This is a genomic window from Adlercreutzia faecimuris, assembly GCF_022669055.1.
Lineage (GTDB): Bacteria > Actinomycetota > Coriobacteriia > Coriobacteriales > Eggerthellaceae > Enterorhabdus > Enterorhabdus faecimuris.
Genome location: NZ_JAJMLW010000001.1, coordinates 353,593 through 379,627 on the forward strand (window position 1 = coordinate 353,593; position 26,035 = coordinate 379,627).

Annotated in this window: 20 protein-coding genes and 2 tRNA genes; 18 read left to right on the forward strand and 4 right to left on the reverse strand. The window is 70.5% G+C overall.

Annotation, left to right across the window (positions count from 1 at the left end):
• The first annotated feature begins 233 nt into the window (after nt 1-233).
• The 3 genes from LPT13_RS01170 to LPT13_RS01180 all read left to right on the forward strand — a co-directional run bounded on the left by LPT13_RS01170 (nt 234) and on the right by LPT13_RS01180 (nt 3,201).
• Nucleotides 234-1,172: an ATP-binding cassette domain-containing protein gene (locus tag LPT13_RS01170; protein WP_242162682.1), complete on the forward strand. Its 939-nt coding sequence runs from the start codon at nt 234-236 to the stop codon at nt 1,170-1,172.
• Nucleotides 1,165-2,163 carry a hypothetical protein gene (locus LPT13_RS01175; RefSeq protein WP_242162684.1) on the forward strand — a complete coding sequence of 333 codons (999 nt, stop codon included), beginning with the start codon at nt 1,165-1,167 and terminating at the stop codon, nt 2,161-2,163. The genes LPT13_RS01170 and LPT13_RS01175 overlap by 8 nt, the downstream gene beginning before the upstream one ends.
• Nucleotides 2,164-2,328: 165 nt before the next feature.
• Nucleotides 2,329-3,201: a sensor histidine kinase gene (locus LPT13_RS01180; RefSeq protein WP_242162686.1), complete on the forward strand. Its 873-nt coding sequence runs from the start codon at nt 2,329-2,331 to the stop codon at nt 3,199-3,201.
• A gap of 65 nt (nt 3,202-3,266) precedes the next feature.
• Here LPT13_RS01180 and LPT13_RS01185 read toward each other — a convergent pair.
• A tRNA-Leu gene (locus tag LPT13_RS01185) sits at nt 3,267-3,353 on the reverse strand.
• A 405-nt stretch (nt 3,354-3,758) separates the two neighbouring features.
• Here LPT13_RS01185 and LPT13_RS01190 point away from each other — a divergent pair.
• Nucleotides 3,759-6,164 (forward strand): serine/threonine-protein kinase, encoded by a 2,406-nt coding sequence (locus LPT13_RS01190; protein ID WP_242162689.1) that lies wholly within the window; start codon nt 3,759-3,761, stop codon nt 6,162-6,164.
• Between the two features lie 69 nt (nt 6,165-6,233).
• Here LPT13_RS01190 and LPT13_RS01195 read toward each other — a convergent pair whose 3' ends face one another.
• Both LPT13_RS01195 and LPT13_RS01200 read right to left on the reverse strand, forming a co-directional pair.
• On the reverse strand, nt 6,234-7,163 hold the full coding sequence (locus LPT13_RS01195) for a PfkB family carbohydrate kinase (protein ID WP_242162691.1): 930 nt from the start codon (nt 7,161-7,163) through the stop codon (nt 6,234-6,236).
• A gap of 1 nt (nt 7,164) precedes the next feature.
• Complete coding sequence (locus LPT13_RS01200; protein ID WP_242162693.1) at nt 7,165-7,359, reverse strand: DUF6724 family protein; 195 nt, start codon at nt 7,357-7,359, stop codon at nt 7,165-7,167.
• Between the two features lie 258 nt (nt 7,360-7,617).
• On the opposite strand from LPT13_RS01200, the gene LPT13_RS01205 reads away from it, so the two are divergent.
• From LPT13_RS01205 to LPT13_RS01250, 10 genes are all read left to right on the forward strand, one after another.
• Nucleotides 7,618-10,302, forward strand: coding sequence for an ATP-binding response regulator (locus tag LPT13_RS01205; protein WP_242162695.1), 2,685 nt, complete (start codon nt 7,618-7,620; stop codon nt 10,300-10,302).
• Between the two features lie 164 nt (nt 10,303-10,466).
• Complete coding sequence (serS, locus tag LPT13_RS01210; RefSeq protein ID WP_242162697.1) at nt 10,467-11,771, forward strand: serine--tRNA ligase; 1,305 nt, start codon at nt 10,467-10,469, stop codon at nt 11,769-11,771.
• A gap of 60 nt (nt 11,772-11,831) precedes the next feature.
• Complete coding sequence (locus LPT13_RS01215) at nt 11,832-13,091, forward strand: hypothetical protein (protein WP_242162699.1); 1,260 nt, start codon at nt 11,832-11,834, stop codon at nt 13,089-13,091.
• 5 nt (nt 13,092-13,096) lie between these two features.
• A complete protein-coding gene (locus tag LPT13_RS01220; protein ID WP_242162701.1) occupies nt 13,097-13,642 on the forward strand; it encodes a cyanophycin synthetase family protein in 546 nt (181 codons plus the stop codon).
• Nucleotides 13,605-14,945 (forward strand): aminotransferase-like domain-containing protein, encoded by a 1,341-nt coding sequence (locus tag LPT13_RS01225; protein ID WP_242162703.1) that lies wholly within the window; start codon nt 13,605-13,607, stop codon nt 14,943-14,945. Before LPT13_RS01220 ends, LPT13_RS01225 begins: the two co-directional genes overlap by 38 nt.
• Nucleotides 14,946-15,096: 151 nt before the next feature.
• Nucleotides 15,097-16,095 carry a D-alanine--D-alanine ligase family protein gene (locus tag LPT13_RS01230; RefSeq protein ID WP_242162706.1) on the forward strand — a complete coding sequence of 333 codons (999 nt, stop codon included), beginning with the start codon at nt 15,097-15,099 and terminating at the stop codon, nt 16,093-16,095.
• 217 nt (nt 16,096-16,312) lie between these two features.
• Nucleotides 16,313-16,903 carry a YtxH domain-containing protein gene (locus tag LPT13_RS01235; RefSeq protein ID WP_242162708.1) on the forward strand — a complete coding sequence of 197 codons (591 nt, stop codon included), beginning with the start codon at nt 16,313-16,315 and terminating at the stop codon, nt 16,901-16,903.
• Between the two features lie 170 nt (nt 16,904-17,073).
• The gene (locus tag LPT13_RS01240) at nt 17,074-18,225 is read left to right on the forward strand and encodes a PRC-barrel domain-containing protein (protein WP_242162709.1); all 1,152 of its coding nucleotides are present in this window, start codon (nt 17,074-17,076) and stop codon (nt 18,223-18,225) included.
• The gene (locus tag LPT13_RS01245) at nt 18,222-19,004 is read left to right on the forward strand and encodes a TVP38/TMEM64 family protein (protein ID WP_242162711.1); all 783 of its coding nucleotides are present in this window, start codon (nt 18,222-18,224) and stop codon (nt 19,002-19,004) included. The genes LPT13_RS01240 and LPT13_RS01245 overlap by 4 nt, the downstream gene beginning before the upstream one ends.
• 176 nt (nt 19,005-19,180) lie before the next feature.
• Nucleotides 19,181-20,128 carry a beta/alpha barrel domain-containing protein gene (locus tag LPT13_RS01250; protein ID WP_242162713.1) on the forward strand — a complete coding sequence of 316 codons (948 nt, stop codon included), beginning with the start codon at nt 19,181-19,183 and terminating at the stop codon, nt 20,126-20,128.
• Nucleotides 20,129-20,388: 260 nt separating this feature from the next.
• Here LPT13_RS01250 and LPT13_RS01255 read toward each other — a convergent pair.
• Nucleotides 20,389-20,472 (reverse strand) — tRNA-Leu (locus LPT13_RS01255).
• 197 nt (nt 20,473-20,669) lie between these two features.
• On the opposite strand from LPT13_RS01255, the gene LPT13_RS01260 reads away from it, so the two are divergent.
• The 4 genes from LPT13_RS01260 to LPT13_RS01275 all read left to right on the forward strand — a co-directional run bounded on the left by LPT13_RS01260 (nt 20,670) and on the right by LPT13_RS01275 (nt 25,840).
• Nucleotides 20,670-22,076: a Sapep family Mn(2+)-dependent dipeptidase gene (locus LPT13_RS01260; RefSeq protein WP_242162714.1), complete on the forward strand. Its 1,407-nt coding sequence runs from the start codon at nt 20,670-20,672 to the stop codon at nt 22,074-22,076.
• 219 nt (nt 22,077-22,295) lie between these two features.
• The gene (locus LPT13_RS01265; protein WP_160709638.1) at nt 22,296-23,009 is read left to right on the forward strand and encodes a LytTR family transcriptional regulator DNA-binding domain-containing protein; all 714 of its coding nucleotides are present in this window, start codon (nt 22,296-22,298) and stop codon (nt 23,007-23,009) included.
• A gap of 205 nt (nt 23,010-23,214) precedes the next feature.
• Nucleotides 23,215-24,084 carry an ABC transporter ATP-binding protein gene (locus tag LPT13_RS01270; protein WP_242162717.1) on the forward strand — a complete coding sequence of 290 codons (870 nt, stop codon included), beginning with the start codon at nt 23,215-23,217 and terminating at the stop codon, nt 24,082-24,084.
• Complete coding sequence (locus LPT13_RS01275) at nt 24,077-25,840, forward strand: hypothetical protein (RefSeq protein ID WP_242162719.1); 1,764 nt, start codon at nt 24,077-24,079, stop codon at nt 25,838-25,840. Before LPT13_RS01270 ends, LPT13_RS01275 begins: the two co-directional genes overlap by 8 nt.
• Nucleotides 25,841-26,035 lie beyond the last annotated feature (195 nt).

Here is a 26,035-nt window from a genome sequence, read left to right on the forward strand (position 1 = left end):
CTCGCGGAAATCGCGGTCGACTGCGCCGAGTGTTTCACGTGAAACACTCGGTGGGGAAGGGGTGGTTGCGCGAGGGGAGGCTCGCCCGAACCGGAGAGCGCTACCGCTGCGCGCGGCGGCCGTCACGGGCGCGGCGGCCCTTCGATCCTCAAGGTTTCTTAATGATTACCCACGAGGTTCTTAATTTCTCTCGGCGATACTCGTTAGGGTAAGAGGTAGGCGAGAGGAGAGGCATGAGCGTGATCGAGGTGCGCGGCCTGGCCAAGGAGTACCGCGGCCGGCGCGTGGTCGACCGGTTCGACATGACCGTCGCGCGGGGCGACATCTACGGGTTCGTCGGGAAGAACGGCGCGGGCAAGTCAACCGTCATGAAGATGATCTGCGGCGTGGTGACGCCCACGGCCGGCGAGGTGCGGCTGTTCGCGGACGAGGCGCCCGTCGGCGAGGCGGCCACCGGCGTGGCGACGAACGACCTGGGGCGCCGCGTGGGCGCGCTCATCGAGGAACCGGCGTTGCTTCCCAACCTGTCCGCCTACGACAACCTGATGGCCAAGGCGCTCGCCATCGGCATCGTGGACGCGCCCGAGCGCTGCCACGAGGTGCTGCGCCTGGTGGGCCTCGACTACGCCGAGCGCAAGAAGGCCCGGGGTCTCTCGCTCGGCATGAAGCAGCGGCTCGGGCTGGCCCTGGCGCTGCTGGGCAGCCCCGACGTGCTGCTGCTCGACGAGCCGTTCAACGGCTTGGATCCCGAGGGCACGCGATCCCTGCGCAAGCTGCTCGTGCGCCTGAACGAGGTGTTCGGCGTCACCATGGTGGTCAGCTCGCACGTGCTCGACCAGCTCGACCGCATGGCCACGCGCTACGGCGTCATCGCCGACGGCACGATGGTGCGCGAGATGACGGCCGAGCAGGTGCAGGCGGAATGCGGCGAGAGCCTGCGCGTGCGCACGACCGATCCGGCGCGCACCCTGGCGTGGCTCCAGGAGGCGCTGCCCGCGGCGACCTACCGCGTCGAGCCCGACCAGGCCATCATCGTGTCCGGCGACTACGACACCGAGGCCGTGGCCCAGGCGCTCAAGGCGACGGGCCAGGTCATCTTGGAGTTCTCGCCCCGCCGGCGCGACCTGGAGGAGTATTTCGTCGAGCTGATGGAGGGGAGGCACCGTGCTTAACCTGCTGAGATCCGACCTGTTCCGCCTCATCCGCGGCAAGGCGCTGTGGGTTATGACGGCGGTGCTGGTGGCATGCATGGCCCTGTCGGCCGCGATGCTGAACTGGGTGTCGCAGCCGGAGTTCCTGGCGTTCTACGCCCAAACCGAGCAGATGACGGCTGACGAGGTGCGCGACGAGATGCGCTTCGAGGAAACGTCCACGGGCCTCGTCACCGTCGGCGCAGACGACGGCGCCGTCCTCGGCGCGAGTCCCGACGGCACGCTCGTCGCAGTGGCCGGCGCGGCGCCCACGCCCGAGGACTTCGAGGCGGTGACGGCCGAGATGCGCCGGTTCTCCGGCGTGACGGCCCTGTTCGGCTCGTTCATGGCCGGCGGCCTGCTCCTCGTCGTCACATCGCTGATCACGGCGCTGTTCCTCGCGTCCGACTTCGAGACGCGCTTCGTTCGCAACCTCCCGATGGGCCGCCGCGGCCGCACGGCCTACTACGTCGAGAAGCTGCTGCTGGTCGCGCTGGTGGCGCTCTGGTTCCTGGCGGTGCTGGCGACGTCGTGCGCGGCCTCCTTCGCGGTGGCGGGCTTCAGCTTCCCGCTTTCGGAGGGCATCGGCGGCCTGCTGGCGTGGCTGCTGCTGACGTGGATGGCGGCCACGGCCTACGGGTGGCTGACCGCGCTCACCGTGTGGGTCACGCGCAGCAAGGGCGCCGCCATCGCCGAGGCGCTCGTGGTGTCGTCCACCTTCCTCGCGGCGCTGGTCATCCAGCTGCTGGGGTACTTCGCGCGTGTGATCCCCTGGCTGGGGGCCGTGCCGGAATGGCTGCCCTCGAGCGCCGTGGAGATGCTGGGCCGCGGCGCCGATGCCCTGGCCGCGCCCGGTGGCGCCCTCGGCTTCGCCGGCGTCTCGGGCGGCGCGTCGGCGCTGCTGGTGCTGGCGCTGTGGCTGGCTGTCTGCGCGACGGTGGCGCTGGCTGCCTGTCGCAGACGCGACCTGTAGAATAGGGAAGGGAAGCGGTCGTCCCGCATGAACGCCGGGAACAGGGGCAGATGTTTCACGTGAAACATCGCGAGCCGCCAGGCGCTTGCGCGCGGGTCGCGAGGCGCGGCGGCACGGCGCGTCGTGGCGCGCGCGGGATGCGGCGGATGATGGGGGAGGTGGCGGATGATCGGGTTGGCGCTGGCGCTGGCGGGGCTGGCCGCGTGCGGGCTGGCCGTGGCGGCTGCCTACGGGCATGAGGTGCACCGGATGGCGTCGTTCCTGCGGACGCGCGGCCCGCGCTCCAACGCGCGCCTGACCACCGAGATGCCGGGCCGCCCGTTCGCGGAGCTGGCCCGCGCCGTGAACGCCGAGCTCGACCGCGCCGACCAGGAGCGTCGCGACGCCCAGGCGTCCCAGCGCGACTTCCAGCGCGACCTGGCCAGCCTCTCCCATGACATCCGCACGCCGCTCATGGGGGCGAAGGGCTACGCGCAGCTGGCCGCCGAGGAGCCCGACGCCGCTCGCCGCGCGTACTACCTGGAGGCCGCCGCCGCGCGCCTGGACGACATGGGCGCGCTGCTCGACCAGCTCTTCGCCTACGCGCGTGCCAACGATCCGGACGTCGACCTCGACCTGCGGCCCGTCAAGGCGCATCCGCTGCTGGCCGGCATCCTGGCGGGGCACTTCCCAGCCTTCGAGGAGCGCGGCTGGGATCCCGTCGTCAGCTTCGAGGACGAGGGCGTCACCCTGGAGGCCGACCCCGACGCCCTGGCGCGCATCTTCGAGAACCTGGTGTCCAACGCCTTGCGCTACGGCGTCGCCGCGCCCTCCATCCGCCAGCGGGGGCGCGCCATCACGTTCGAGAACGCCGTGGCCGACCCGGAAGCCATCGATGCTGCCCGCCTGTTCGAGCGCTTCTACCGGGCCGATGACGCCCGTGGCGACCGCGGCGCCGGCCTGGGCCTGGCCGTGGTGGCCAGCCTCGCCCGGGCCATGGAGATGGAGGTCGCGGCGGCCGTCCGCGAAGACCGCCTGAGCATCACGCTGCGCTGGTAGAGCGCGGTGCCGGCGCGGCGCGCAAACAAAAAGAGCCCGGTTTCCCGGGCTCTTCTCATCTCAAGTGGTGCGGGTGAAAGGACTTGAACCTTCATGGGGTTGCCCCCATACGGACCTGAACCGTACGCGTCTGCCAATTCCGCCACACCCGCACTGGGTGGCCTCGGCTTGCGCCGAAAGCGAAGGATATGTTACCCCAGCGCCCGACCCCGCGCAAGGGGGAATTTCGGCGAATACCTCCTTGCGCGGGGTCGCAGCGCGCCGAAGCCGATGTTTCACGTGAAACACTCCGAGCCGGCGAGGCCCCGGGGCGCGCCCGCGCCGCACCTCGGGGCGGCCTGCGGGTATGTCTGCGCCGTCCGCGTCGCGCCCGCGCCTCGTCCGCGCCCGCTTCTCGCTTGCGCCCGTGCCTCACCCGGGCCTGTGGGCATTCGGCGCGCCCGCGTCGTGCGGCCCGGCGGGGGCGGCCGCGGTGTGATAGGATGCAGCCTATCGAAACCACGCCCGGAAGCGGGCGGAAACGCAGCAGATACGCAACAGGGAAGGCAGGCCGCCCCATGGCGCGCCAGAAGCTCATACTTGACCGGTACCGCATCATCGAGAAGGCCGGATCCGGCGGATACGGCACGGTGCAGCACGCCTACGACACGCGCCTCAAGCGCGACGTGGCCATCAAGTGCATCGAGCTGTCCGAGGCGGACGTGGCCCGCGCGCGCCTGCTGGCCATGGAGGCCAAGATGGCCGACGCCCTGGCGTCCGCCGAGGAGGCTGCGGAAGACGCAGGCGAAGACGTCGCGCCCGCGTTGCCGGACGCCCCGCGGGGCGCCGCCTCGGCTGCACGGGCGGACGTCGCGGCGGTGCGCGCCGTGGGGCCCGAGGACGTGGCGCCGTGGGAGGATCTCCCCGCGGATGACGCGTGGGACGACGCGGGCGCGGACGCCGCCGCCGACGCCGGTGCGCGCGATGACGGCTGGGACGACACCGCCGATGCCGACGACTGGGACGACGAGGACGACTGGGTGCCGCGCGGCGCCCATGCGAGCCGGGAGCTGCGCGCCGACGACGCGCCGCGGGCGCGGTCGGGTCGACGCGGATCCCATGCGCGGCATGCGGCCCCGTCACTGGGAGGCGACTTCACCGCCGACGACTTCGACGACCTCGAGGAAGAGGACGAACCCGCCGCAGATGCGCCGCGGCTGCGGGTCATCGGCGCGGCCGCCGGTGAGGACGCCGCCGCCCGCCCGCCCGCCACGCTCGAGGCCGACGAGGACGCCGACGCCGAGCCGGAGCTCGAGGACGACGACCTCTTCGACCACATCCCCGGGCTGGAGGAGGCGCGCACGGCGGCGCACCTGTCCGACGCCAACATCGTCACCGTCTACGACTGCGAGGTCCACGACGGCGTGGCCTACGTCATCATGGAGTACATCGAGGGCAAGACCCTCGCGCGCATCATGCGCGAGCAGGGCGACGACATCACCCTCGACATCATCGCCGCCGTGTTCACCTCCATCGCCCACGCGCTCAAGGCCGCCCACGGCAACGAGGTGCTGCACCTGGACGTGAAGCCCGACAACGTCATCGTCAACCGGCAGGGCCAGGTGAAGGTGACCGACTTCGGCCTGGCCACCCTCATGGACGCCAGCGGCCAGGGCACGGCCGGCGGCGGCACCATCGGCTACATGCCGCTCGAGCAGATGCGCCAGGAGCCCCTCGATGAGCGCACCGACGAGTGGGCGCTCGCCAGCCTCACCTACGAGATGCTCTCCGGCGACAACCCCTTCTTCGCCCGCGACCTGGACGAGGCCGAGGAGGCCATCGAGGAAGCCGAGCTCGTCCTGCCGTCGCTGTGCTGGGACGACCTCGACCAGCAGGCCGACGACATCATGTTCCGCGCCCTCGACCCCGACCCCGACGAGCGCTACGACACGGTGGAGGAACTCGCCGACGAGCTGGAGCCGCTGCTGGGCAGCGCGCGCCGCGGCAAGCGGCAGCTCGCCGACATCGTGTGCGAGGTGGAGCCCGACGAGCCCGAGGAGCCCCCGGCGCCGCGGCCCCCGGCCGTCCCGCTGGTCGACCGCCTGGGCCCGCGCGGCGGCTCGGTCATCGCGCGGGTGCTCTCGGCCGGCGCGGCCGCGCTCGTGGTGGCGCTGGCCCTGGCCAACGTGCGCCTGGGCGCGCCGGATGCGGCCTACGGGCTGGCGACCTCCTGCGCGCCGCTGTTCTGGGGCCTCGTCGCCGCGGGTGCCCTGGCTGCGGCCATCCGCCCGCACCTGGCGGCGCTGGGAGCCTTCGTGCTGCTGGGCGCGGCGCTCTTCCTGAGCGGGGCGTTTTTGCTGGGCCTGGCCGTGATCGCGCTGAGCATCGTGTGGTGGCGCGGCCTGGGCCGCGAGGGCGAGCCCCCGGCGCTCTGCGCTCTCGTCCAGCCGCTCGCCGGCGCGGCGGGCTTCGCGGGAATGGCGCCTGTGCTGGCCGGCGCGCTGCTGCCCCTCGGCCAGGCCCTGCTCTCCAGCCTGTTCAGCGTGTTCACGGCGCTCGCTCTGGCGAGCCTGGGATCATGCGACCTGTCGGGGTGGAACCCGTGGGTGAACCTGCGCTTCGCCGGGTTCGATCCCCAGGCCTCGCTCGTCACGACGCTCGCGATGCCGCAGACCTGGTGCGTCGCGGCCAGCTGGGTGCTGTCAGCCGGCGCCTACAGCCTGCTGTGCGTGCGCGGCACGCGCGCCTTCGACATCCTGGGCGCGGTGGCCGCCGCCGCCATCCTGGTGACGGGCGCGTGCGTGGCCGCCGGCCTGGCCAGCGGCGGCGCCTCGTGGCTGCCCGAGCCGACGGCGTTCACCGGCGCGCTCCTGCCCGGCTGCGTCGGCATCGTGCTGGCGCTCATGGGCGTGCCCGACCGTGCTCGCTGGGCCCCCGAGGAATGGGACGCGCTGGAGGAGGACGCCGCGCCCGCCGCCGAGTAGCGCTCCCCTCGCACGCAAAAAGGGCCCCGGCAGTGCGCCGGGGCCCTTCGCGTCACGCGTCAGCCGCGCCTACAGCAGCGCGGTCACCTTGCCCAGCAGCGGCTCGAAGCTCACGCCGCGCTCCTGGAAGTGCGGCTGCTCGGCCGACACGATCATCGCGTCGTGCACGAAGTCGCCGGCGAAGGCCACGGCCTCGGCCAGCGTGCGCCCGGCCATGAGCGCCGCCAGCAGGCACGACGCGTACACGTCGCCCGTGCCGTGCAGCAGGTAGGGCAGGTACTCGTTGGAGACCTCCACGATCTCGTCGGTTCCCTGGCTGCCCACGAAGTTGCGCACCACGTCCTCGCCCTGGCGCTTGACGCCCTTCAGCACCACGTGCTTGGCGCCCTTGGCCAGCAGCGCGCGCACCAGGCGGTGGGCCTCCTCGTCGGGGATGTCGGTGCCGCCCCAGTCGTCGCCGATGGGCTCGCCCAGGATGATGGCGGCCTCGGTCAGGTTGGGGGTGAGCACGTCGGCACCGCAGGCCAGCTCGGCCATGGCGTCGCACAGCTCGGGCGTGTAGGTGGGGTACACCTTGCCGTGGTCGGCCATCACCGGGTCGACCACGCGCAGGGCGCCGGGGTACGTCTCGTACAGGCTGCGGATGATGTCGACCTGCTCGGGCGCGCCGAGGAAGCCGGAGTACACCGCGTCGATGTCCACGTCGATGCCGCGCCACGCGGCCAGGTAGTCGGCCAGGATGTCGGTGGTGTCGTGCATGTACCAGCCGGGGAAGGCGGTGTGCGACGAGAACAGCCCCGTCGGCACGGGGCACACGTCGCAGCCGGCGGCCGACAGCACGGGGATGGCGACGCCCAGCGAGCACTTTCCGTAGCCGCACAGGTCGTGCACGGCGGCCACGCGCGGGATGTAGGCGCCCTCGCGCTCGTACAGGCGCAGGCCGGCGCCCTCGGCCGAGGCGCCCTCGGTGCCCTCGCAGGCAGGGGATTCAGCGGTCATGCTAGTTCTCCTCCTCATCATCGTCGTCGAACAGCGACCAGTCGTCTTCCGTCTTCTCGTGGTTCTTGAACTGCTTGCGCGTGCGGCGCTCCATGATGACGCACGCGATGACGCTCAGCACCAGGCCGGCCCCGATCAGGCAGCCGATGCCCGGCATCGTCTCGAAGAGGAAGTGGTAGATCTCGCCCATGTCCATGTAAACATCCTCGTTACGTTAGAAGAATGACAACTTCCCGAAGTACGCGCGACGCTAACCTTGAGATTGTTTAGCGAACGTGCCTGAAAAGTATACCCTTTGAAACGGGCACGCCGGCGCCTTTTTACCTCCGTGAAGAAGCGGTGAACTGGCGCGGTCGATTTCGCGCGCCGGCGGGCGCGTCGCGGGGGAGAACGGCTGGTGGGCTCGACGATGATAAAGGGGAAGGGAAGCGCCTTCATATACGGTGGGGTGGCCATGCTGGTTCTGCTCGCCGTCGCGCTCGGCTCCCTCTCCGGCTACATCGACGACAAGCTGCGCCAGAACGGCGAGCAGCAGGCCACCACCTTCACCGAGCAGGTCGGCTCCTTCGTCGGCGAGAAGGCCGAGGACATCCAGGACGCCATCGGCGCCTTCACCGTGCAAAGCGACGACCCGGCCCTCGTGCGGCCGGCCCTCGCGGAGCTCAGGAACCGCTTCGGGTTCGCCGAGGTGGCCTTCGCGCGCATGGACGGCCGGGGCATCACCGCCGCGGGCGGCCCCTTCGACGTGGCCGACCTCGAGGTGCCCGAGACGGCCATCTCGCGCGCCGCGCCCAGCTACTCTGAGAGCTTCGTGGACGCCGAGGGCGCCTACGCGCGCCTGGCCCAGGAGCCGCTCTACATCGGCGACGCCCAGGTGGGCGCCCTGTACGTGACCATCCCCATGGGGGTGTTCTCCACCGACACGGCCGCCGTGACCAAGGGCGTCATCGGCGACACGCTGCTGTTCGACGGCCGCACCGGCGAGGTGCTGCTGAACTTCGGCGACGGCACCACGGCCGACGAGGGCACGTCCGTCTACGCGTTCATCGAGCGGGCCCTGCGCTCCTCCGCGTCCGTGCCGGGGCAGAACTCGCAGGCCCCCGCCGAGGAGCTGGCCGCCCTGCGCGCCGCCGTGGAGAACGGAACCTCGGCGCTCGCGGTGGGCAACGTCGCCGGCCGCGAGTCGTACCTGTGCGTGTCGCCGACTGGGCGCGGGTCGTGGTACGTGTGCAACGTCATCTCGGTGGAAGCCGTGCGCGCCGAGGCCAGCGTCGTGTCGGCCGTCTTCCCCGTGGTGTTCGCCCTGAGCGGCGCCTGCGTGCTGCTGGGCGCGGGCGTGGCCATGGTGCTCTACCGCCGCCAGGTGCGCGAGCGCGACGTGGAGATGAAGCGCCACCTCTACCAGGCGCTCTCCGACAGCCTGGACTTCGGCGTCATGCTGTACTCGCCCTCCGACGGCGAGGTGTCGCCCATCGTGGCCAAGAGCGCCAACATCTTCGGCGTGAGCTTCGGCGAGCTGATCAGCGATCCCCAGAAGGCCCAGGAGATGGGCATGTCCGAGCAGGGCTGCGCGCTGCTGCGGCGCATCCAGGCCGACGAGGTGCGCTTCTTCGAGCGCGGCGAGTTCTTCTTCATGAGCCCGACGAGCACCCGCACCCGCTACGTGGAATACACCGTGCGCCCCCTGCGCTACGAGAACAAGCAGCAGGTGCTGGTCATCATACGCGACGTGACCGAGGCGAGCCTCATCCAGCTGTCGATGCGCGAGGCCATGGAGTCGGCCGAGGCCGCCAACCGCGCGAAGTCCGAGTTCCTCTCGCGCATGAGCCACGAGATCCGCACCCCCATGAACGTCATCATCGGCAAGCTGCACCTGGCGCGCAAGTACCGCGACGACCCGGCGCGCATGGCCCGCAGCCTCGACGACATCGAGCACGCCTCCGACCACCTGCTCGAGCTCATCAACGGCGTGCTGGACATTTCCAAGATAGAGAGCGGGAAGGTGAACTTCAGCGACGGGCCCTTCAACCTGGCCCGGCTGCTGCAGTCCATCGACGACGTGATCGAGCCGCAGTGCGCCGAGAAGCACCAGGAATACGTCCGCCGCACCGAGGGCCCGGTCGACGCGCTGTTCCTGGGCGACGCCGTGCGCATGCGCCAGCTGCTGGTGAACCTGCTGACCAACGCGGTGAAGTACACCGACGAGGGCGGCCGCGTCTCGCTGGAGGTGAAGGTGGAGCCCAGCCTGGCCGCCGGCTACGAGAGCCTGACCTTCGTGGTGTCGGACAACGGCATCGGCATGACGCCCGAGTTCGTGGAGCACCTGTTCGAGCCGTTCGTGATGGAGGGCCGCTCGCGGTCGGAGGGCACGGGCCTGGGCATGCCCATCGTCAAGCACATCGTGAACTCCATGGGCGGCGACATCCACGTCGAGACGGAGGTGGGGAAGGGAACGACCTACACCGTCGTCGTGAACAAGAAGATGCTGTCGCCGGAGGGCGAGGAGGCGCTGGCCAGCGGGGGCGTCGTCGGCGAGGACGGCGTCGTGTGGGGCGGGGGTTTCGCGGGCGCGGCCCCGGCGCCCGGCGCGGACGCGGACACGGGCGCCGCCGGGCGGGAGGGCGCCGCCGCGGACGGGCGTGCCGCCGCGGGCGCGGCGCCGGCCGACGGGGACGCCGATGGGGCGGCCGCCATCATGGCGCGTTCCGCGCACCCGGCCGTGGATGCCGACGCCGAGCCCTACGACTTCCACGGCGTGCGCGTGCTGCTGGCCGAGGACGGCGACCTCAACGCCGAGATAGCCTCCGAGCTCCTGTCCGAGGAGGGCATGACGGTGGACTGGGCCGAGGACGGGCAGGTGGCCTGCGACCTGTTCGCCGCGTCGGCTCCCGGCTACTACGACGTGGTGCTCATGGACGTGCGGATGCCGCGCAAGACCGGCCTGGAGGCCACGGCCGCCATCCGCGCCATGGATCGGCCGGACGCGTCGAGCGTGCCCATCATCGCGATGTCGGCCAACGCCTTCGCCGACGACGTGCTGGCCTCGCTCAAGAGCGGCATGAACGCGCACCTGTCCAAGCCCATCAACATGGCCGAGGTCCTGACGACCCTGGCCCGCGAGCTCCGCGCCCGTCCCTAGGGAGCGCGCGGACAACGGGGACGTAGGATGTTGTCCCGCTTTCCGCGTGGGAGGCGCGCCGGCGGCGGAAACGCCGGCACGCTCGCCTGCTTCTTCGGACGGTCGCGCGCGGTGCGCTATACTTGTCACCCTTGGAGCAATGTTGGAACAGAAGGAGCCCTTCAATGCTAGACATCAAGTTCGTCCGCGAAAACCAGGACGCCGTGCGCGAGGCCATGGAGAACCGCAACGCCTCGTGGGACGCGGCCCGCTTCTCCGAGCTTGACGAGTCGCGCCGCGAGGCCATCCAGCAGGAAGAGGCGCTCCAGGCCGAACGTAACACGCTGTCCAAGGAGATCGGCAAGATGATGGGCGCCGGCCAGAAGGACGAGGCCGAGGCCGTCAAGGAGCGCGTGCGCGCCATCAACGACGAGCTGTCGGGCGTGAGCGCCCGCCGCGAGGCCGTCGACGGCGAGCTGCGCGCCATGCTGATGTCCGTCCCCAACATGCCCGACGCCACCACGCCCGTCGGCGCCGACGAGAACGACAACCCCGAGGTGCGCCGCTGGGGCACCCCGCGCGACTTCGCCGCCGAGGGCTTCGAGCCCAAGGCCCACTGGGACCTGGGCCCCGAGCTCGACATCATCGACTTCGACCGCGGCGTCAAGCTGGCCGAGAGCCGCTTCTACGTGCTGGGCGGCCTGGGCGCCCGCCTGGAGCGCGCGCTCATCAGCTTCATGCTCGACCAGCACGTGGCCCGCGGCTACAAGGAGTGGTGGGTGCCCGCGCTGGCCAACGCCGCCACGCTCACCGGCACCGCCCAGCTGCCCAAATTCGAGGGCGACCTGTTCAAGACGACGGGCGGCCTGTACCTCATCCCCACGGCCGAGGTGCAGCTGACTAACCTGCACGCCGGCGAGGTGCTCGACGCCAGCCAGCTGCCGCTCAAGTACTGCGCCTTCACCCCTTGCTTCCGCGAGGAGGCGGGCAGCGCCGGCCGCGACACCCGCGGCATCATCCGCGTGCACCAGTTCTCCAAGGTGGAGATGGTGAAGTACGCCACCCCCGAGACCGGCTTCGCCGAGCTGGAGGCGATGGTCGAGGACGCCGAGAACATCCTGCAGAAGCTGGAGCTGCCCTACCGCGTCATCAGCCTGTGCACCGGCGACATCGGGTTCTCGTCCGCCAAGACCTACGACCTGGAGGTCTGGCTGCCCTGCTACAACGACTACAAGGAGATCAGCTCCTGCTCGTGCTGCACCGACTTCCAGGCGCGCCGCGCCAACATCAAGTACCGCGACCCCGACAGCTTCAAGGGCTCGCGCTACCTGTACACGCTCAACGGCTCGGGCCTGGCCGTGGGCCGCACCATGGCCGCGGTCATCGAGAACTACCAGCAGCCTGACGGCACCATCCGCGTGCCCGACGCGCTGGTGCCCTACATGGGCGGCGTGACCGTCATCGAGCCGGAAGCCGTCGTCACCGCCTAGCGCGCGCCGGGGCCGCGCCGCCCCGCCACGAGCCAGCACGACGCCGAAGCAGACGAAGCCATGAGAACCGAAGACGACCGCTCGCCCCTCGACCCGATGGGGGGCCCGACTCCCGCTGACATCATCGCGGACGCGAAGGGCGTCCTGGGGGCCGACGATGCGCGTGGCCGCGCCGAGCAGGCCGTGGCCGGGCGCGGGGGCCCCGGGCGGGGAGGCCGCGGCGTCAGCGCGCCGCCGGCGGACGGGCGAGGCGCGCGGGCCGCGCAGCGCAGCGGCTCGACCGGCCCCATCCCCGAGACCGCGCCGCGCACCTTCGAGGAGCACATCAAGGAAGCCACGGGCCAGTTCCCCACGGTCGACGGCCGCGAGATCGACCCGGCCGAGGCCCAGACGTCCCACGCGCGCCGCGGCACCCAGGCCCGCGGCGGCGCGAGCGCGGGCGCAGGCGACGGGGACGGCCAGGGTCGTGCGGGTCTGGACGCCGCCCGCCGCCGGGCGGCCCGGGGCGGCCAGCGCGCCGGCGCCGAGGGCGCCCGCCGCAGCCGCGCCGCCGAGGACGCCCGGGCCGAGGCCCGCCGCCAGGTGCGCGCCCGCCGCTGGCTGGTCGCGCGCATCGTGCTGATCGCGGTAGCCGTCGTGCTGGTCGGCGTCGCGGCGGCGTTCTCGTGCTTCCGCTGGCTGGGCGGCAACGACGCGGCCGACATCCAGGGCACGTGGTACGTCAACGGCACCGACGCGCCCATCACCGTCACCGCCGACGACATCGTGCTCACCGACGAGGTGTCCTACCGCTACGAGCTCGACCCCGAGTCGAAGACCATCGCGTTCAGCTTCTCCAAGCTGGACGGCAGCGGGCACTACCGCTTCTCGCTCGACCGCAGCACGGTCGCCATCATCGACGGCGACTTCACCTGGTGGGACACGCTGACCTCGGACTTCGGCTGGACGGTCGAGGCGCTGCTGGCCCAGCTCCGCGGCGAGGCGCTGCCCCCCGCGTCGGGCAAGAACGTCACGCTGCTGTCGCGCACCTCGGCGACGGTGCGCCAGGCCATCCGCGACGAGCAGGCGCGTCGGGCCGCCGACGCCCAGGCGCAGGCCGAGGCCGAGGGCGGCCTGCTAGCCGGCCAGGCGCAGGACGCCGCGGCCCCCGCTCCGGACGCCGGCGCCGCGCCCGATGACGGCGCCCCCGCGCAGGGCGATGCCGCCGGTGCCGACGGCGATGCCGCCTCCGCGCCCGCCGACGACCCCGTCTACGACCCGGACAAGCCCCTCGAGCCCGGCGGCAACGCCGTGGACGCCGCCGGCCCCGGCGCGGCGTGACGCCCGTGACGCCGCGCCCCCGCATCGCCGGCGAGGCGCCCCCGCCCCGTCCGGACGCCCTCGCGCCGGCGCCCCCGGCGCCCGCCGACGCCCCCGCTGCGCGCCCCCGCATCGCCGTCGAGCGCGTGACGGTGCGCCCCGATCGGCTCTCGGCGCTCGTGCGCGTGGCCCCCGGCGCCCCGCGGCGCACCGACGCGGCCCTGGCCGAGCGCGCCCGCGCCGCCTTCCCCGACCTTCCCCACCACACCTGCGTGAACGAGGCCGGCCCCACCTTCGCCGCCGTCATGGCCGACACGCCGCTTCCCCACCTTCTGGAGCACCTCGTCATCAGCCTCATGCTGCGCGACGAGGCCACCCCGGCGTGCGCAGCCCATGTAGGTACGACCGAATGGCTCAACGAGGACGAGGGCCTGGCCCGCGTTGAGGTAACCTATACCGACGACATCGTGGCGCTGCGGGCCCTCCGCCGTGCCGCGGCGTTCCTCAACGACGAAGGGAGGGAATGCGCGCGCCATGCCATCAGCACACATCACATTCGACCAGACCGGTGACAAGATAGCCGGCCGCATCCGGAAGATGCGCCCGAGCGCCGTGCGCAGCCTGTTCGCGGCGGCCGTGCGCCCTGACATCATCTCGCTGTCGGGCGGCATGCCCGACGTGTCGCTGCTGCCGGAGGAGTCCATCCGCGACGCCACCCGCGCCGCCATCGAGGACGAGCGCGCCGTGGCCCTGCAGTACGGCGGCACCGACGGGCGGCTCGAGACGCGCCAGGTGGTCTGCGGCCTCATGCGCGACCTGGGCGTGCGCTGCAAGCCCGACGAGGTGATGCTCACCACGGGCGCCCAGTCGGCGCTCGACCTCATCGCCAAGACCTTTATCGACCCGGGCGACATCGTCCTGGCCGAGGGCCCCACCTACCTGGGCGCGCTCCAGGCCTTCAGCGCCTATGAGCCCGACGTGCGCTGCATCCCCTTCGACGACGAGGGCATGCGCATGGATCTGCTCGAGGCCGAGCTCGAGCGCATCGGCAAGGGCAACCCGCGCCTCAAGTTCTGCTACGTCATCCCCAACTTCCAGAACCCCGGCGGCGTCACCATGGTGCCCGAGCGCCGCAAGCGCCTGCTAGAGCTGTCCCACGAGTACGGCTTCATGGTGGTGGAGGACGACCCCTACGGGCGCCTGCGCTACGACGGCGGCCACATGATCCCGCTCAAGGCGCTCGACGCGCGCGTGGTCTACCTGGGCACCATATCCAAGATCTTCGCGCCGGGTCTGCGCACCGGCTGGATCGTGGCGCCCAAGGACGTGCTGGCCCGCATCAACCTGGCGAAGCAGGGCACCGACCTGTGCGGCAGCTCGTTCGACCAGATCGTGGTGGAGCACTACTTCACCGACACGCCCTGGGAGCGCACGCTGCAGCGGTTCCTCAGCGTCTATCGCGAGCGCCGCGACGCCATGCTGGGCGCGCTGGACGAGTTCTTCCCGCCCGAGGCGCGCTGGACGCATCCGGAGGGCGGCCTGTTCGTATGGGTCACGCTGCCCGACTACGTCGACACCGGCTCGATGCTGGGCGCCGCGCTGGACGCCGGCGTCACCTACGTGCCGGGCGACAGCTTCTACCCCGACGGCGTGACCGGCCGAAACTGCATGCGCATCAACTTCAGCTATGAGACGCCCGAGAACATCGTGGAGGCCGTGCGGCGCCTGGCGAAGGTGATCGAGGAGCGCCTGGAGCTCTACCGCGTATTCATCGCCGCGGGCGCCATCAAGGCCCCTGAGGAGGCTGAGGCCTCGGAAAATGCGACGGCTTGCGCAAATTCGGACGGTTCTGCACCGGTCGATCAGTCGAGATGATGAGGGCCAGCGGCCTCGCGGCGAAGAACCCGCAGGTCGGCGGCAGGGAGGGGGCGAGCGTCCCCCTTGATGGAAGGGAACTCGGGTGCAAAACCGTGCGAATTTGCAGCACGGGTTCGCTTTTCCGAGGTTTAGGAACAGGAGGCAGGAAGTGAAAGTAGCCGTTCTGATGGGAGGCAGCTCCTTCGAGCGCGAGTTCTCGCTGGCCAGCGGGAAGAACGTGTGCGCGGCGCTGGAGGAGGCGGGCCACAAGGTGGTGCCGCTGGACACCAACGACGCGCTGGTGCCCACCCTGCGCAGCGAGCGCCCGGACGTGGTGTACAACGCCCTGCACGGCAAGCACGGCGAGGACGGCACCATCCAGAGCCTGCTGGAGTTTCTGGGCCTGCCCTTCGTCGGCTCGCCGGCGAGCGTGTGCCACCGCACGTGGAACAAGGACTCGCTGCACTCGTCGCTGGCGAAGTACCGCGACAACACCGGCGAGGATGCCGTGGCCAGCTGGCCCCAGGGCGTCTACATCGCGCGCGACGCCTTCAAGTCGATGGGCGCCGCCACGGCGCTCGACCTGGTGGGGGAGCGCGTCATCGGCGGCTACCCCGTGTGCGTGAAGCCGGCCCACGGCGGCTCGGCCCTCGGCGTGCACCGGGTCGACAGCCAAGACGAGCTGGGCGAGGCGGTGCTTGACGCGCTGTCCTACGACGACGCCGTCAACATCGAGCAGTGGGTCGAGGGCGTGGAGCTGTCCGTCGCCATCCTCGGCACCGGGTGGGACGCCCACGCGCTGCCGCCGGTGGAGATCGTCGCGCGCGAGGGCTTCTTCGACGCCGAGGCGCGCATGCACGACGACCGCGTCGACTTCTTCTGCCCCGTGCGCATGGAGTCGCTGTCGCCCGACGAGGCGACGGCCCAGGCCATCCGCGCCGAGATCGAGCGCGCCGCGCTGGAGGTCTACCGTGCCTACGGCGTGCGCGACCTGGGACGCGTCGACATGATCTGGGACGGTAGCCAGGCGCGCTGCTTCGAGTTGGATGTGTCGCCCGGCATGACCGACCACTCTCTGTTCCCCATGGCCCTGCGCGCCGCCGGCCTCACGCTGCCCGGCGTGGTCGACGCCCTGGTGACCGCCGCCGAGGGCCGCACCGCCTTCTAGAAGCCAGCCGAAGCGGGGCGCCCCAAGCGCCCCGCTTCTTTCTTTTCCGTCCTTCCCCGTAATGTTTCACGTGAAACATTTACTTACCTTTCCGCTCATATACACGTAGGCGGTGACGAATGGGCAACCAAACGTAGAACCATCGTGTTTTCTGGAAGGTGCGCAGGTAGCTGGGCCTATAATGAGCGAACCGATCAGCACGATTTAGGAGGCAGTTATGGCCAATAAGTTCGGAGTGTTCGTCTTTGGCGGCCTGGTGGGCGCCATCGCCGCCCTGCTGTGCGCCCCCCGTTCCGGCGAGGAGACCCGCGCCATGGTGGCCGACAAGGCCAACACCGTCTGGGGCGAGGCCCAGGAATGGGGCACCCAGGCCGGCGCCAACGCCCAGCAGGCCTATCAGCAGGCTGCGGCCAAGGGCCAGGAGGTCGTCGCCGACGTGACGGCCAAGGGCCAGGCCATCGCCAACGACGTGGCCGAGAAGAGCCAGGCCATCGCCAACGAGGTCGCCACCAAGGGCCAGAACGTCTACGAGGCCGCCAGCGCCAAGGTGCAGGAGGCCGCCGGCAACATGAAGCCCGTCTTCTCCGAGAAGAACGACGAGCTGCGCGAGAAGATCGACGCCGCGCGCCAGCGCATCGCCGCCCAGGTCGCCAAGAACGCCGAGGAGACCTCCGCCACCGTGGCCGCCGAGATCCCCGTGGCCGCCGAGAAGGCCGAGAGCGCCATCGACCAGGCCGCTGACGCGGTGCAGGATACCGCGGCCCAGGTGGCCGACGCCGCGAAGGACGCGGCCGCCGACGCCCAGTAGGCGCCGCGCGTCGACCGGGGCATGACGCCCCGCCTACCGCAACGAGAGGCGGCCGGGAAGCCCGAGGGCACGCCCGGCCGCCTTCCTGTTAGCGGCCCCCGTGAGAGCCCGCGGCGCCCCGCCGGCGTCCGGCTTCGCGCGGCCGCGCCCGACCAGAACCAGGGGGACCCATGGCTGACCACCTGATCAGCACCAAGGAGCTCACGGGCCTGCGCGTGCTGACGGCCAAGAAGAGCAAGAAGGATCCGGAGGCCACGCGCCGCCTGGGGAAGGTGCGCGCCTGCGTGTTCCACCCCAAGGAGAAGCGCTGCGTCGGCTTTCTGGTGAAGCGTCCCGACGCGGCGCTCATGTTCCACCGCAAGGACGTGTTCGTGGCCTACGACGGCTACGACTTCGTGGACGGGCGCATCGTCGTGCGCGACGACCCCGCCGCCACCGACAAGGATGCCTGCAAGGCCCTGGGCATCAGCTGGGACGAGTGCGTGCTGTGGGTGGGGCTGCCCGTCATGTGCCAGGACGGCACGGAGTTCGGCCTGGTGGGAGACGTCGTCTTCGACGCGGAGACCGGCGCGGTGCGCACGCTGGAGGTAACCGCCGGCGCCGCAGCCAACACGCTGCTGGGCCGCCGCCAGGTGCCGGCCGAGCTCATCCGCGGCTTCCGCTACGGCATGGGCGCGGCCCTCAACCTGGCCGACACCGAGGAGGAGACCGTCCGCGGCGCCATCCTGGTGGACGACGCCGTGAAGCAGATCGCGGCCGAGGGCGGCCTGGCCGAGAAGGCCGGCGAGGCCACGGCCGTGGTGGCCGACAAGGCCCAGGGCGCCATCGACGCCGCCAAGCCCGTGGTGAGCGAGGCCGCCGCCGCGGCCGGCGCCGCCGTGAACAAGGGCGCCTACGCCACCGGTCGCCAGATCAGCCGCGCGAAGGGCATGTTCTCGGGCTTCAAGGAGGAGTACGACAAGGCGTCCGGCAAGGACGACGCGGACGCGGCCGCCGCAGGCGCCCTCGCGTCCGGTGCCGCCAATCTTGAAGATTCCCTTAATGATGATGTAGAATACGTGTATGTGGATGAAGACGGCAACGTGATAGACGAAGATGACGTGGAGGTCGTCTACGTCGACGAGCACGGCAACGTCGTCGACGCGTCCGAGGTGGACGACCCGGACGCCGCGCCGCACGCCGCGGCCGGCGCGACCCGGTCCGTCGCCAAGCCGGCGCCCAGCGCCGCCGAGGGGGCGGCCCGTGCCGTGGGCTCGCATCTCAAGAAGGCCGGCGGCATGTTCGACGCGTTCAAGGAAGAATACGACAAGGCCCGCAAATGACCAAAGACAAGCAGACCGACAAGCCCGCTCGCCTAGACACCCTGCGCGAGAAGGCCCACGAGCCCGCCACCGTCCACGGCCACACCATGGACACCGCTAACATCTTCAAGTTCGCGGGGCTCATCGCGTTCTTCGCCATCATGGTCGTCATCGTGGTGCTCATATGGCCCTACATCGGCGGCCTGTTCGAGCCCGGCGGCCTGGAGCGCATGCTCCACGACATCCGCGAGGCCGGCCCCGTGGGCTTTCTGCTGGTGCTCGCCATCCAGTTCCTCCAGATAGTGGTCGCCTTCATCCCCGGCGAGGTGGTGCAGGTGGCGGCCGGCATGATCTACGGGCCGTGGCTGGGCGCGTTCATCATCTGGCTGGGCTGCGTCATATCGAGCGCATTCGTCTTCCTGCTGGTCAACAAGCTGGGCGCGCCGTTCGTGCGCGCGATGGTGCCCGCCAAGTACATGGGCAAGTTCGAGGCGTTCGAGCAGTCCGGCAAGCTGACCACGGTCGTGTTCGTCCTGTTCCTGATCCCCGGCATGCCCAAGGACGTGTTCACCTACCTGGTGCCGCTCACGTCCATGCCGCTCAAGACGTTCCTCATCGCGTCCAACGTGGCGCGCATCCCCGGCATCATCGTGTCGACTTACGCCGCGTCGGGCCTGGTGGAGGGCCGCATCGGCGAGAGCATCGTCATCTTCCTGGTAGCCGCCGCCATCGCCGTGCTCGGCATCGTCTTCTACGACCGCATCATGAAGGCGCTGGAGAAGCACACCTCCAAGAAATAGGGGAGGGAAGGGAAGCGCGCCGGTAGATTTTCTCTGAACCGGCGCCGGCGGCTGGGCGGCTTTCGCTACAATAGACGCGCTGCAAGGCGCGCGACCCGCGCCTGACCGGGGCGCCGCGAGCGCCTGACCGAGGGCGGCCCGCGCCGCCACCCGAGAATCCTTAAAGGAGGATTGCCATGCCCAAGATCACCCCTGACCAGGTGCGTGTTCCCGCCGACGTCATGCCTGATGCGCGTGACACCTACGTCGACAACTATATGAAGGCCACCCGTGGCACGGGCCGCCTGATGCTGTTCGCCTGCGATCAGAAGATCGAGCACATGAACAAGGACTTCTACGGCGAGGGCATCGACATCGCCGACGCCGAGCCGGAGCACCTGTTCCAGATCGGCAAGCAGGGCGTCTGCGGCGTGCTCGCCGGCCAGCGCGGCCTGGTGGCGCAGTATGCGAACGACTACCCGGAGATCAACTACCTCATCAAGATGAACTCCAAGACCAACCTGGTGGGCGTCAAGCAGGACGACCCCTACTCCCCGCAGCTGACCGACCTGGACGCCGTGCTGGCCATGCGCGACGCGGGCGTGAACATCGTGGGCCTGGGCTACACCATCTACCTGGGTAGCGAGTACGAGTCCACCATGATGGCCGAGGCCGGCGAGCTCATCGCCCAGGCCCACGCCAACGGCCTGCTGGTGGTGCTGTGGATCTACCCGCGCGGCAAGGCCGTCACGGCCGAGAAGGACCCCGACCTCATCGCCGGCGCCGCCGGCGTGGCCCTGTGCCTGGGCGCCGACTTCGTGAAGGTGAACCCGCCCAAGCCCGAGGACGGCCGCACCCCGGCCGAGGCCTTGAAGGTCGCCGCCATGGCGGCCGGCCGCACCGGCCTGGTGTGCGCGGGCGGCTCGACGGTCGACGCCGAGACCTTCCTCACCCAGCTCTACGATCAGATCCACATCGGCGGCGCCTGTGGTAACGCCACCGGCCGCAACATCCACCAGCGCTCGCTGGACGAGGCCGTCCGCCTGACCAAGGCCATCAGCGCCGTCACCCTGGCCGACTGGTCCGTAGCCGACGCCCTGGCCGTCTTCAACGGCGACAAGGACTTCACCCTCGAGATGATCTAGTCGCGACGCGCACCCAAGCCCGTCAGTCCGAAGGCCCCTTCCGCGGAAGGGGCCTTCTCTTTTGGCGTCGCCTGCGCGTGCGGCTCGTGAGAACGGGGGAGCGCTCGAAATGTTTCACGTGAAACATTCGGATGGCGAGGTGCGACGAAAAAGCGCCCCGAGGGGCGCTTTCGAACGAGGGAGCTTGGTTGTGCTCGAATCCCGCAGGGGGGCTTCCAAACGAGAGGGGCCTTGGTTGTTGGAGGGGTTTCGATAAGAAGTGGTGCCCGGAGCGGGATTCGAACCCGCACACCTTTCGGTAGCGGTTTTTGAGACCGCCGCGTCTGCCATTCCGCCACCCGGGCGCATCGCCAAAGTATAGCGGAAGGGACGACGGCTGGGCAACAAAACGCCGGCGGCGCCATCGGGGGCGCGAGCCCGGCCAGATAATGACGGGTAACCATCGAGCCCGCAGGGCCGAGGTTGGCGCGCGCCGAACCTGAGGGGGACGGCCGACGGCCCCGGCGCGGGCTTTCCAAGCGGAAGGCGGAAGGAGCCACCCATGGATGACAAGACCTTCAACGAGACCATCGACCTCTACATCGAGGACCACTGGGGCGAGATCGTCGACGACATAGCGCGCATGGTGGAGGTGCCCAGCTTCGAGGAGCTGGATGACGCCGCCCCGAACGCGCCGTTCGGTCCCGGCCCGCGCGCCGCGCTGTCGCAGATCCTCGCCATCGCCGACCGCATGGGCTTCGCGACCACCGACGTCGACGGCTACATGGGCTTCGCCGACTTCAAGGGCGCCTCCGACACGCAGATCGGCATCATCGGCCACGTCGACGTGGTGCCCGCCGGCCCCGGCTGGCACTTCGACCCCTTCACCGTCACGCTGAAGGACGGCTACCTCATGGGCCGCGGCACGCTGGACGACAAGGGCCCGGTGGTTGTGACGCTGTGGGCGATGAAGTTCTGGAAGGATCTGGGCGTCACGTTCCCCTATACCATACGATTCCTGTTCGGCGCGAACGAGGAGACGGGGATGAACGACGTGCCCTACTATCGCGAGCGCTACGCCGACCCGGCGTTCCTGTTCACGCCGGACGCCGAGTTCCCCGTGTGCTACGGCGAGAAGGGCGGCTTCGACGCCACCATCACCAGCAAGCCCATCGAGGGCGGCCTGATCGTGGAGCTGTCGGGTGGCGCGGCCACCAACGCCGTGCCCGGCACCGCCACCGCGCTCGTGCGCGCGGACGCCGCGAGCCTGCCGGCGGCCGACCGCATCACGGTGACGCCCGAGGCCGAGGGCCTGGTGCGCATCGACGCCCAGGGCAAGAGCGCGCATGCCGCCACGCCTGAGACCGGCGTCAACGCCATCGGCGTGCTGGTGGACTACCTGCTGGCCAACGACCTGTGCAGCCCCGACGAGCGCGCCTTCCTGGAATTCGACCAGAAGCTGCTCAGCCACACCGACGGCTCGGGCGTGGGCATCGCCTGCTCGGACGACTACTTCGGGCCGCTGACCGTCATCGGCGGCACCGTCGCGCTGGAGGACGGCCACATCGTCCAGACCATGGACAGCCGCTGGCCCACGTCCATCACGCCCGAAGGCATCACGAAGGCCATCACCATGCTGACCGACCCCATCGGCGCGACGTTCGAGAACACGCTGCTGATGGATCCGTTCCTGGTGAAGCCGGACTCGCCGGAGATCCAGGCGCTCCAGGGCGCCTACCGCGAGGTGACCGGCGACGACGAGCACAAGCCCTTCACCATCGGCGGCGGCACCTACGCCCGCGAGTTCACGAGCGGCGCCAGCTTCGGCCCCGAGCGCACGTGGCAGACCCAGCCCGACTGGGTGGGCGGCATGCACGGCCCTGACGAGGGCATCAGCGAGGACGACCTGAAGACGGCCATGAAGATATACGCCCTGGCCCTCGACAAGCTGAACGCCCTCACGTTCTAGCACCCGCCCCAACTGCCCTCATGCCCGCGGAATGTTTCACGTGAAACATTCCGCGGCGCTGCTTTCTGCGCCTTTTTCGCGCGTCCGCCCCGGCTGGAGCGGGCGCGTTTTCGCGTGGGCGAAACTCCCCGGAGAATTCGGCGCTTTCCGCGGGAACCCCTCGAGGGTGCTATATAATGGGTCGGAATGACTGTCTGTTTTTCGAGTTTGGAGGCAACCGTGCTGAAAGCGATCATCGTAGATGACGAGGCGCCCGCGCGCTCCGAGCTGCGGTTCCTCCTGAACGAGGTCGGCGGGGTCGATGTGGTGGCCGAGGCCGCGAGCGTGCGCGAGGCTATCGAGAAGCTCAAGGAGTACCCCTGCGACGTCATGTTCCTGGACGTGAACATGCCGGAGGCCACCGGCCTGCAGCTGGCCGAGGCGCTGCGCCACCTGAAGTTCCCGCCTGCCGTGGTGTTCGTCACCGCCTACAGCGAGCACGCGCTGGACGCGTTCAAGGTGAACGCCATCGACTACCTGGTGAAGCCCGTCGAGACCGAGCGCCTGGCCCAGGCCATCGCGCGCGTGCGCGAGCAGGTCGCGCTGCACCTGCAGGCGCAGAAGTCCGAGCGCATCCCGGTGGAGAAGGGCGGCAAGAAGATCCTCATCGGCATCGACAAGATCCGCTTCGTCATGGCGCGCGACGACTACGCCTACCTGCAGACCGACGCCGACCGCTACTTCAGCACGGTCAGCCTGGCCCAGCTGGAGAAGCGCCTGGACGGCCACGGGTTCTTCCGCGTGCACCGCGGCTACCTGGTGAACCTGTCCATGGTGGAGGAGATCGAGTCCGTCTCGGGCGGCACGCTGCTGCTGACTCTCAACGGCGTTGAGGAGAAGATCCCCGTGTCCCGCCGCCGCGTGAGCGCCCTTAAGAAGGCCCTCGGCCTCTAGCGCGTCGCGCCCCCGCGTGCGTGCGCCCGCGCGCGATGCGCCCTATCCCGCGTCCCGAAGGCGCCCGGTTCCGCCGGGCGCCTTTTTCACGCGCACAAATGTTTCACGTGAAACATGCGCACATGGCTAACTTTTCTTCGCTGCGTTATTTGTTCTATCTGTTATAGTATAACTAGAACAAACACAGAGCGAAGAAGGAGAAGCCATGGAAGCCGCCCGCCCCGCCCCAAGCGCCCAACCCGCACCCGCCCGCACCCCGATGCTGGAGGTGCGCGGCTTCTCGAAGAGCTACGGCGGCCGCCCGGCGGTGCGCGACGTGTCGCTCGCCGTCATGCCGCGGCGCATCTTCGGGTTCGTCGGCCCCAACGGCGCCGGCAAGACCACGCTCATCCGCGCCATCGTCGGCGCCCAGGACTTCGACGCCGGCGACATCCGCATCGCCGGCATGTCGGTGCGCCGCCGCCCCGTCGAGTGCAAGCAGCTCACCGCCTACGTTCCCGACAACCCCGACGTCTACGGGTTCCTCACCGGCGCGCAGTACCTCAGCTACCTGGCCGACCTCTTCGAGGTGCCCGCCGACCTGCGCGCCGAGCGCATCCGCCGCTACGGCGACCTGCTGGGCATGACCGGCCGCCTGGGCGAACTGACCAGCGGCTACTCCCACGGCATGCGCCAGAAGCTGGTGCTCATGGGCGCGCTCGTCCACGAGCCCAAGCTGCTCGTGCTCGACGAGCCCTTCGTCGGCCTCGACCCGCAGGCGTCCTACAACCTCAAGCAGATCATGGCCGACCTCACGGCCCGCGGCTCGGCCATCTTCTTCAGCAGCCACGTTCTCGAGGTGGTCGAGAAGCTCTGCGACGAGGTGGCCATCATCCGCGACGGCGCCATCGTGCGCAGCGGCCCCACCGCCGAGGTCTGCGGCGACGCCGGGCTCGAGGAGGTCTTCCTCGACCTGGCGCGTGAGGGGGAAGGCGGAAAGGGAAGAGAAGAGAAGGAAGGGGAGGGGGAAGGCGCTGCGGAAGGGAAGGCGCCGGCGGCGAGGGGCGCGCGCCGGAGGGGTGGTCGCCATGCGTAAGCTGGGACTGCTGCTGAAGGTGCAGCTGCTGGGGATGTTCGGGCTGAACCGCGTCATCCACGCGGGATCGGCGCGCGACAAGGCGCGCCTGGCCGGCCTGGGCATGGTGTTTGCGCTGGTCGGCGTGCTGGCCGTCGCCTACGCCTATGGAACCGGAGCGGGCCTGGTGATGCTGGGCGCGGCCGAGGCGGTGCCGGTGCTGGCCGTGGTGGCCGGGTCGCTCGTCGGGGTGCTCGTGACGTTCCTCAAGGCCAACGGCCTGCTGTTCGGCTTCAAGGACTTCGACCTGACGATGTCGCTACCCGTGCCGCTGTGGCAGGTGGCGGTGTCGCGCGTGGCGGCGCTCTACGGCATGAACCTGCTGTGGGCGGCGCTGCTGATGGTGCCCCTGTTCGCGGCGGCCTTACCCGCGCTGGGGCTCGGCGCCGGCGCGTGGGCGGCCGCGCTGGCGACGGTGGCGCTGGCCCCGCTGGCCCCCATGGCCCTTACCGTGGCGCTGGCCTTCGGGCTGGCGGCCGCGGCCTCGCGGGCGCGCCACGGGCGCATGGCCGCGGGCGTCATCGGCATCGTGGCGACGTTGGCCCTGGTGGTGGCCATCGCCGCAGCCGCCGGCGCGACCGGCACGCCGCCCGCCGCGGGCGCGCCCTCCGGCCTGGCCGAGGACGTGGCGGCCCTCGGGCAGATCGGCGCGCTCGTGTCGGAGTCCGCCGCCGCGCTGTGGCCGCCGGCGGCCTGGGCGGCTGCGGCCATCGTGGCCGGCAGCCCCGCTGCGCTGGCCGCCTTCGCCGCGCTCTCACTCGGCGCCATGGCCGCCTGCATCGCGCTGCTGGCGCGCTTCCTCGTGCCCATCAACTCGCTGCTGGCCGGCGGCGCCCGCGCCCGCGCGGCCCGCGCCCGCCGCGAGGCCCCGCGTTCGCCCTTGCGCGCCCTCGTGCAGAAGGAGCTGCGTGCGGTGGCGAGCACGCCCGTCTGGCTGATGAACACGGCCATCGGCCCGGTGCTCGCGCTGGTGGCGGGCGTCGCGTTCCTGGTCGTGGGACCGGACGCGACCGCGCTGCTGGCCGCCGCCGTCCACGTGCCCGGCGTGTCCGCCGCCGACGTGGAGCCGCTGGTCGCCGGCGCCCTGATGGCGCTCGTCCCCTGGGTGCTCGCGTTCTGCGCGGCCATGGCGCCCATGAGCGCGTCGGCGCTCTCGCTGGAAGGCGATGCGCGCTGGATCATGCAGACCGCCCCGCAGCCGCCGGCGGCCATCATGGGCGCGAAGATCCTGGCCAACGTGGTGCTGGCCGCGCCGGCCGTCGCCCTGGCGGGCGCCTTGGCGGCCATCGGCCTGCGCGCGACCCCGCTGGAGGCGGCGGCCCTGGTCGCGCTGCCCGTGGCCGCGGCGCTGCTCACGTCCGCGCTGGGCGCGTTCCTCAACGGCCGTATGCCGCGCTACGACTGGACGAGCGAGTACGAGCCCGTCAAGCGCTCCGTCCCCGTCATGGCCACCATCTTCATCGGCCTGGCCCTCGCGGCCCTCGGCGCCCTGGCCACCCTGGCCGCCGCCAGCGCCGCAGCCGGCGTGGCCGCGGCTCCCGCCGGCACCGCCGCGGCTGCGGCCAGCATCGCCGCGGGCGCCAGTGCGGCTGCGGCCGACGCGGGTGCGATATCCGCGCCCGCCGCGCCCCTCGTCCAGCTAGCCTTCGCCCTCCTCCTCACTGCAGCCGCCATCCTCCTCTCCCGCCAAGCCGCCCGCGCCAACCTCAAGGGCTAGCCTCCCGCCGAACCACCGTCGGCCCCCTCCCCGCCCTGCACCCCTGACGCCTCCGGCACCCCCACACCCCCTCGTCTCAGCCTCATATTCCCCGTTTATCCTTAGGAAAATCGCCACAAATGGCGAAAACAGGTACATAAAATAGCCATCCATGGTTATTATCCTAAGGATAAACGAATCAATAAAGGAGGCCGC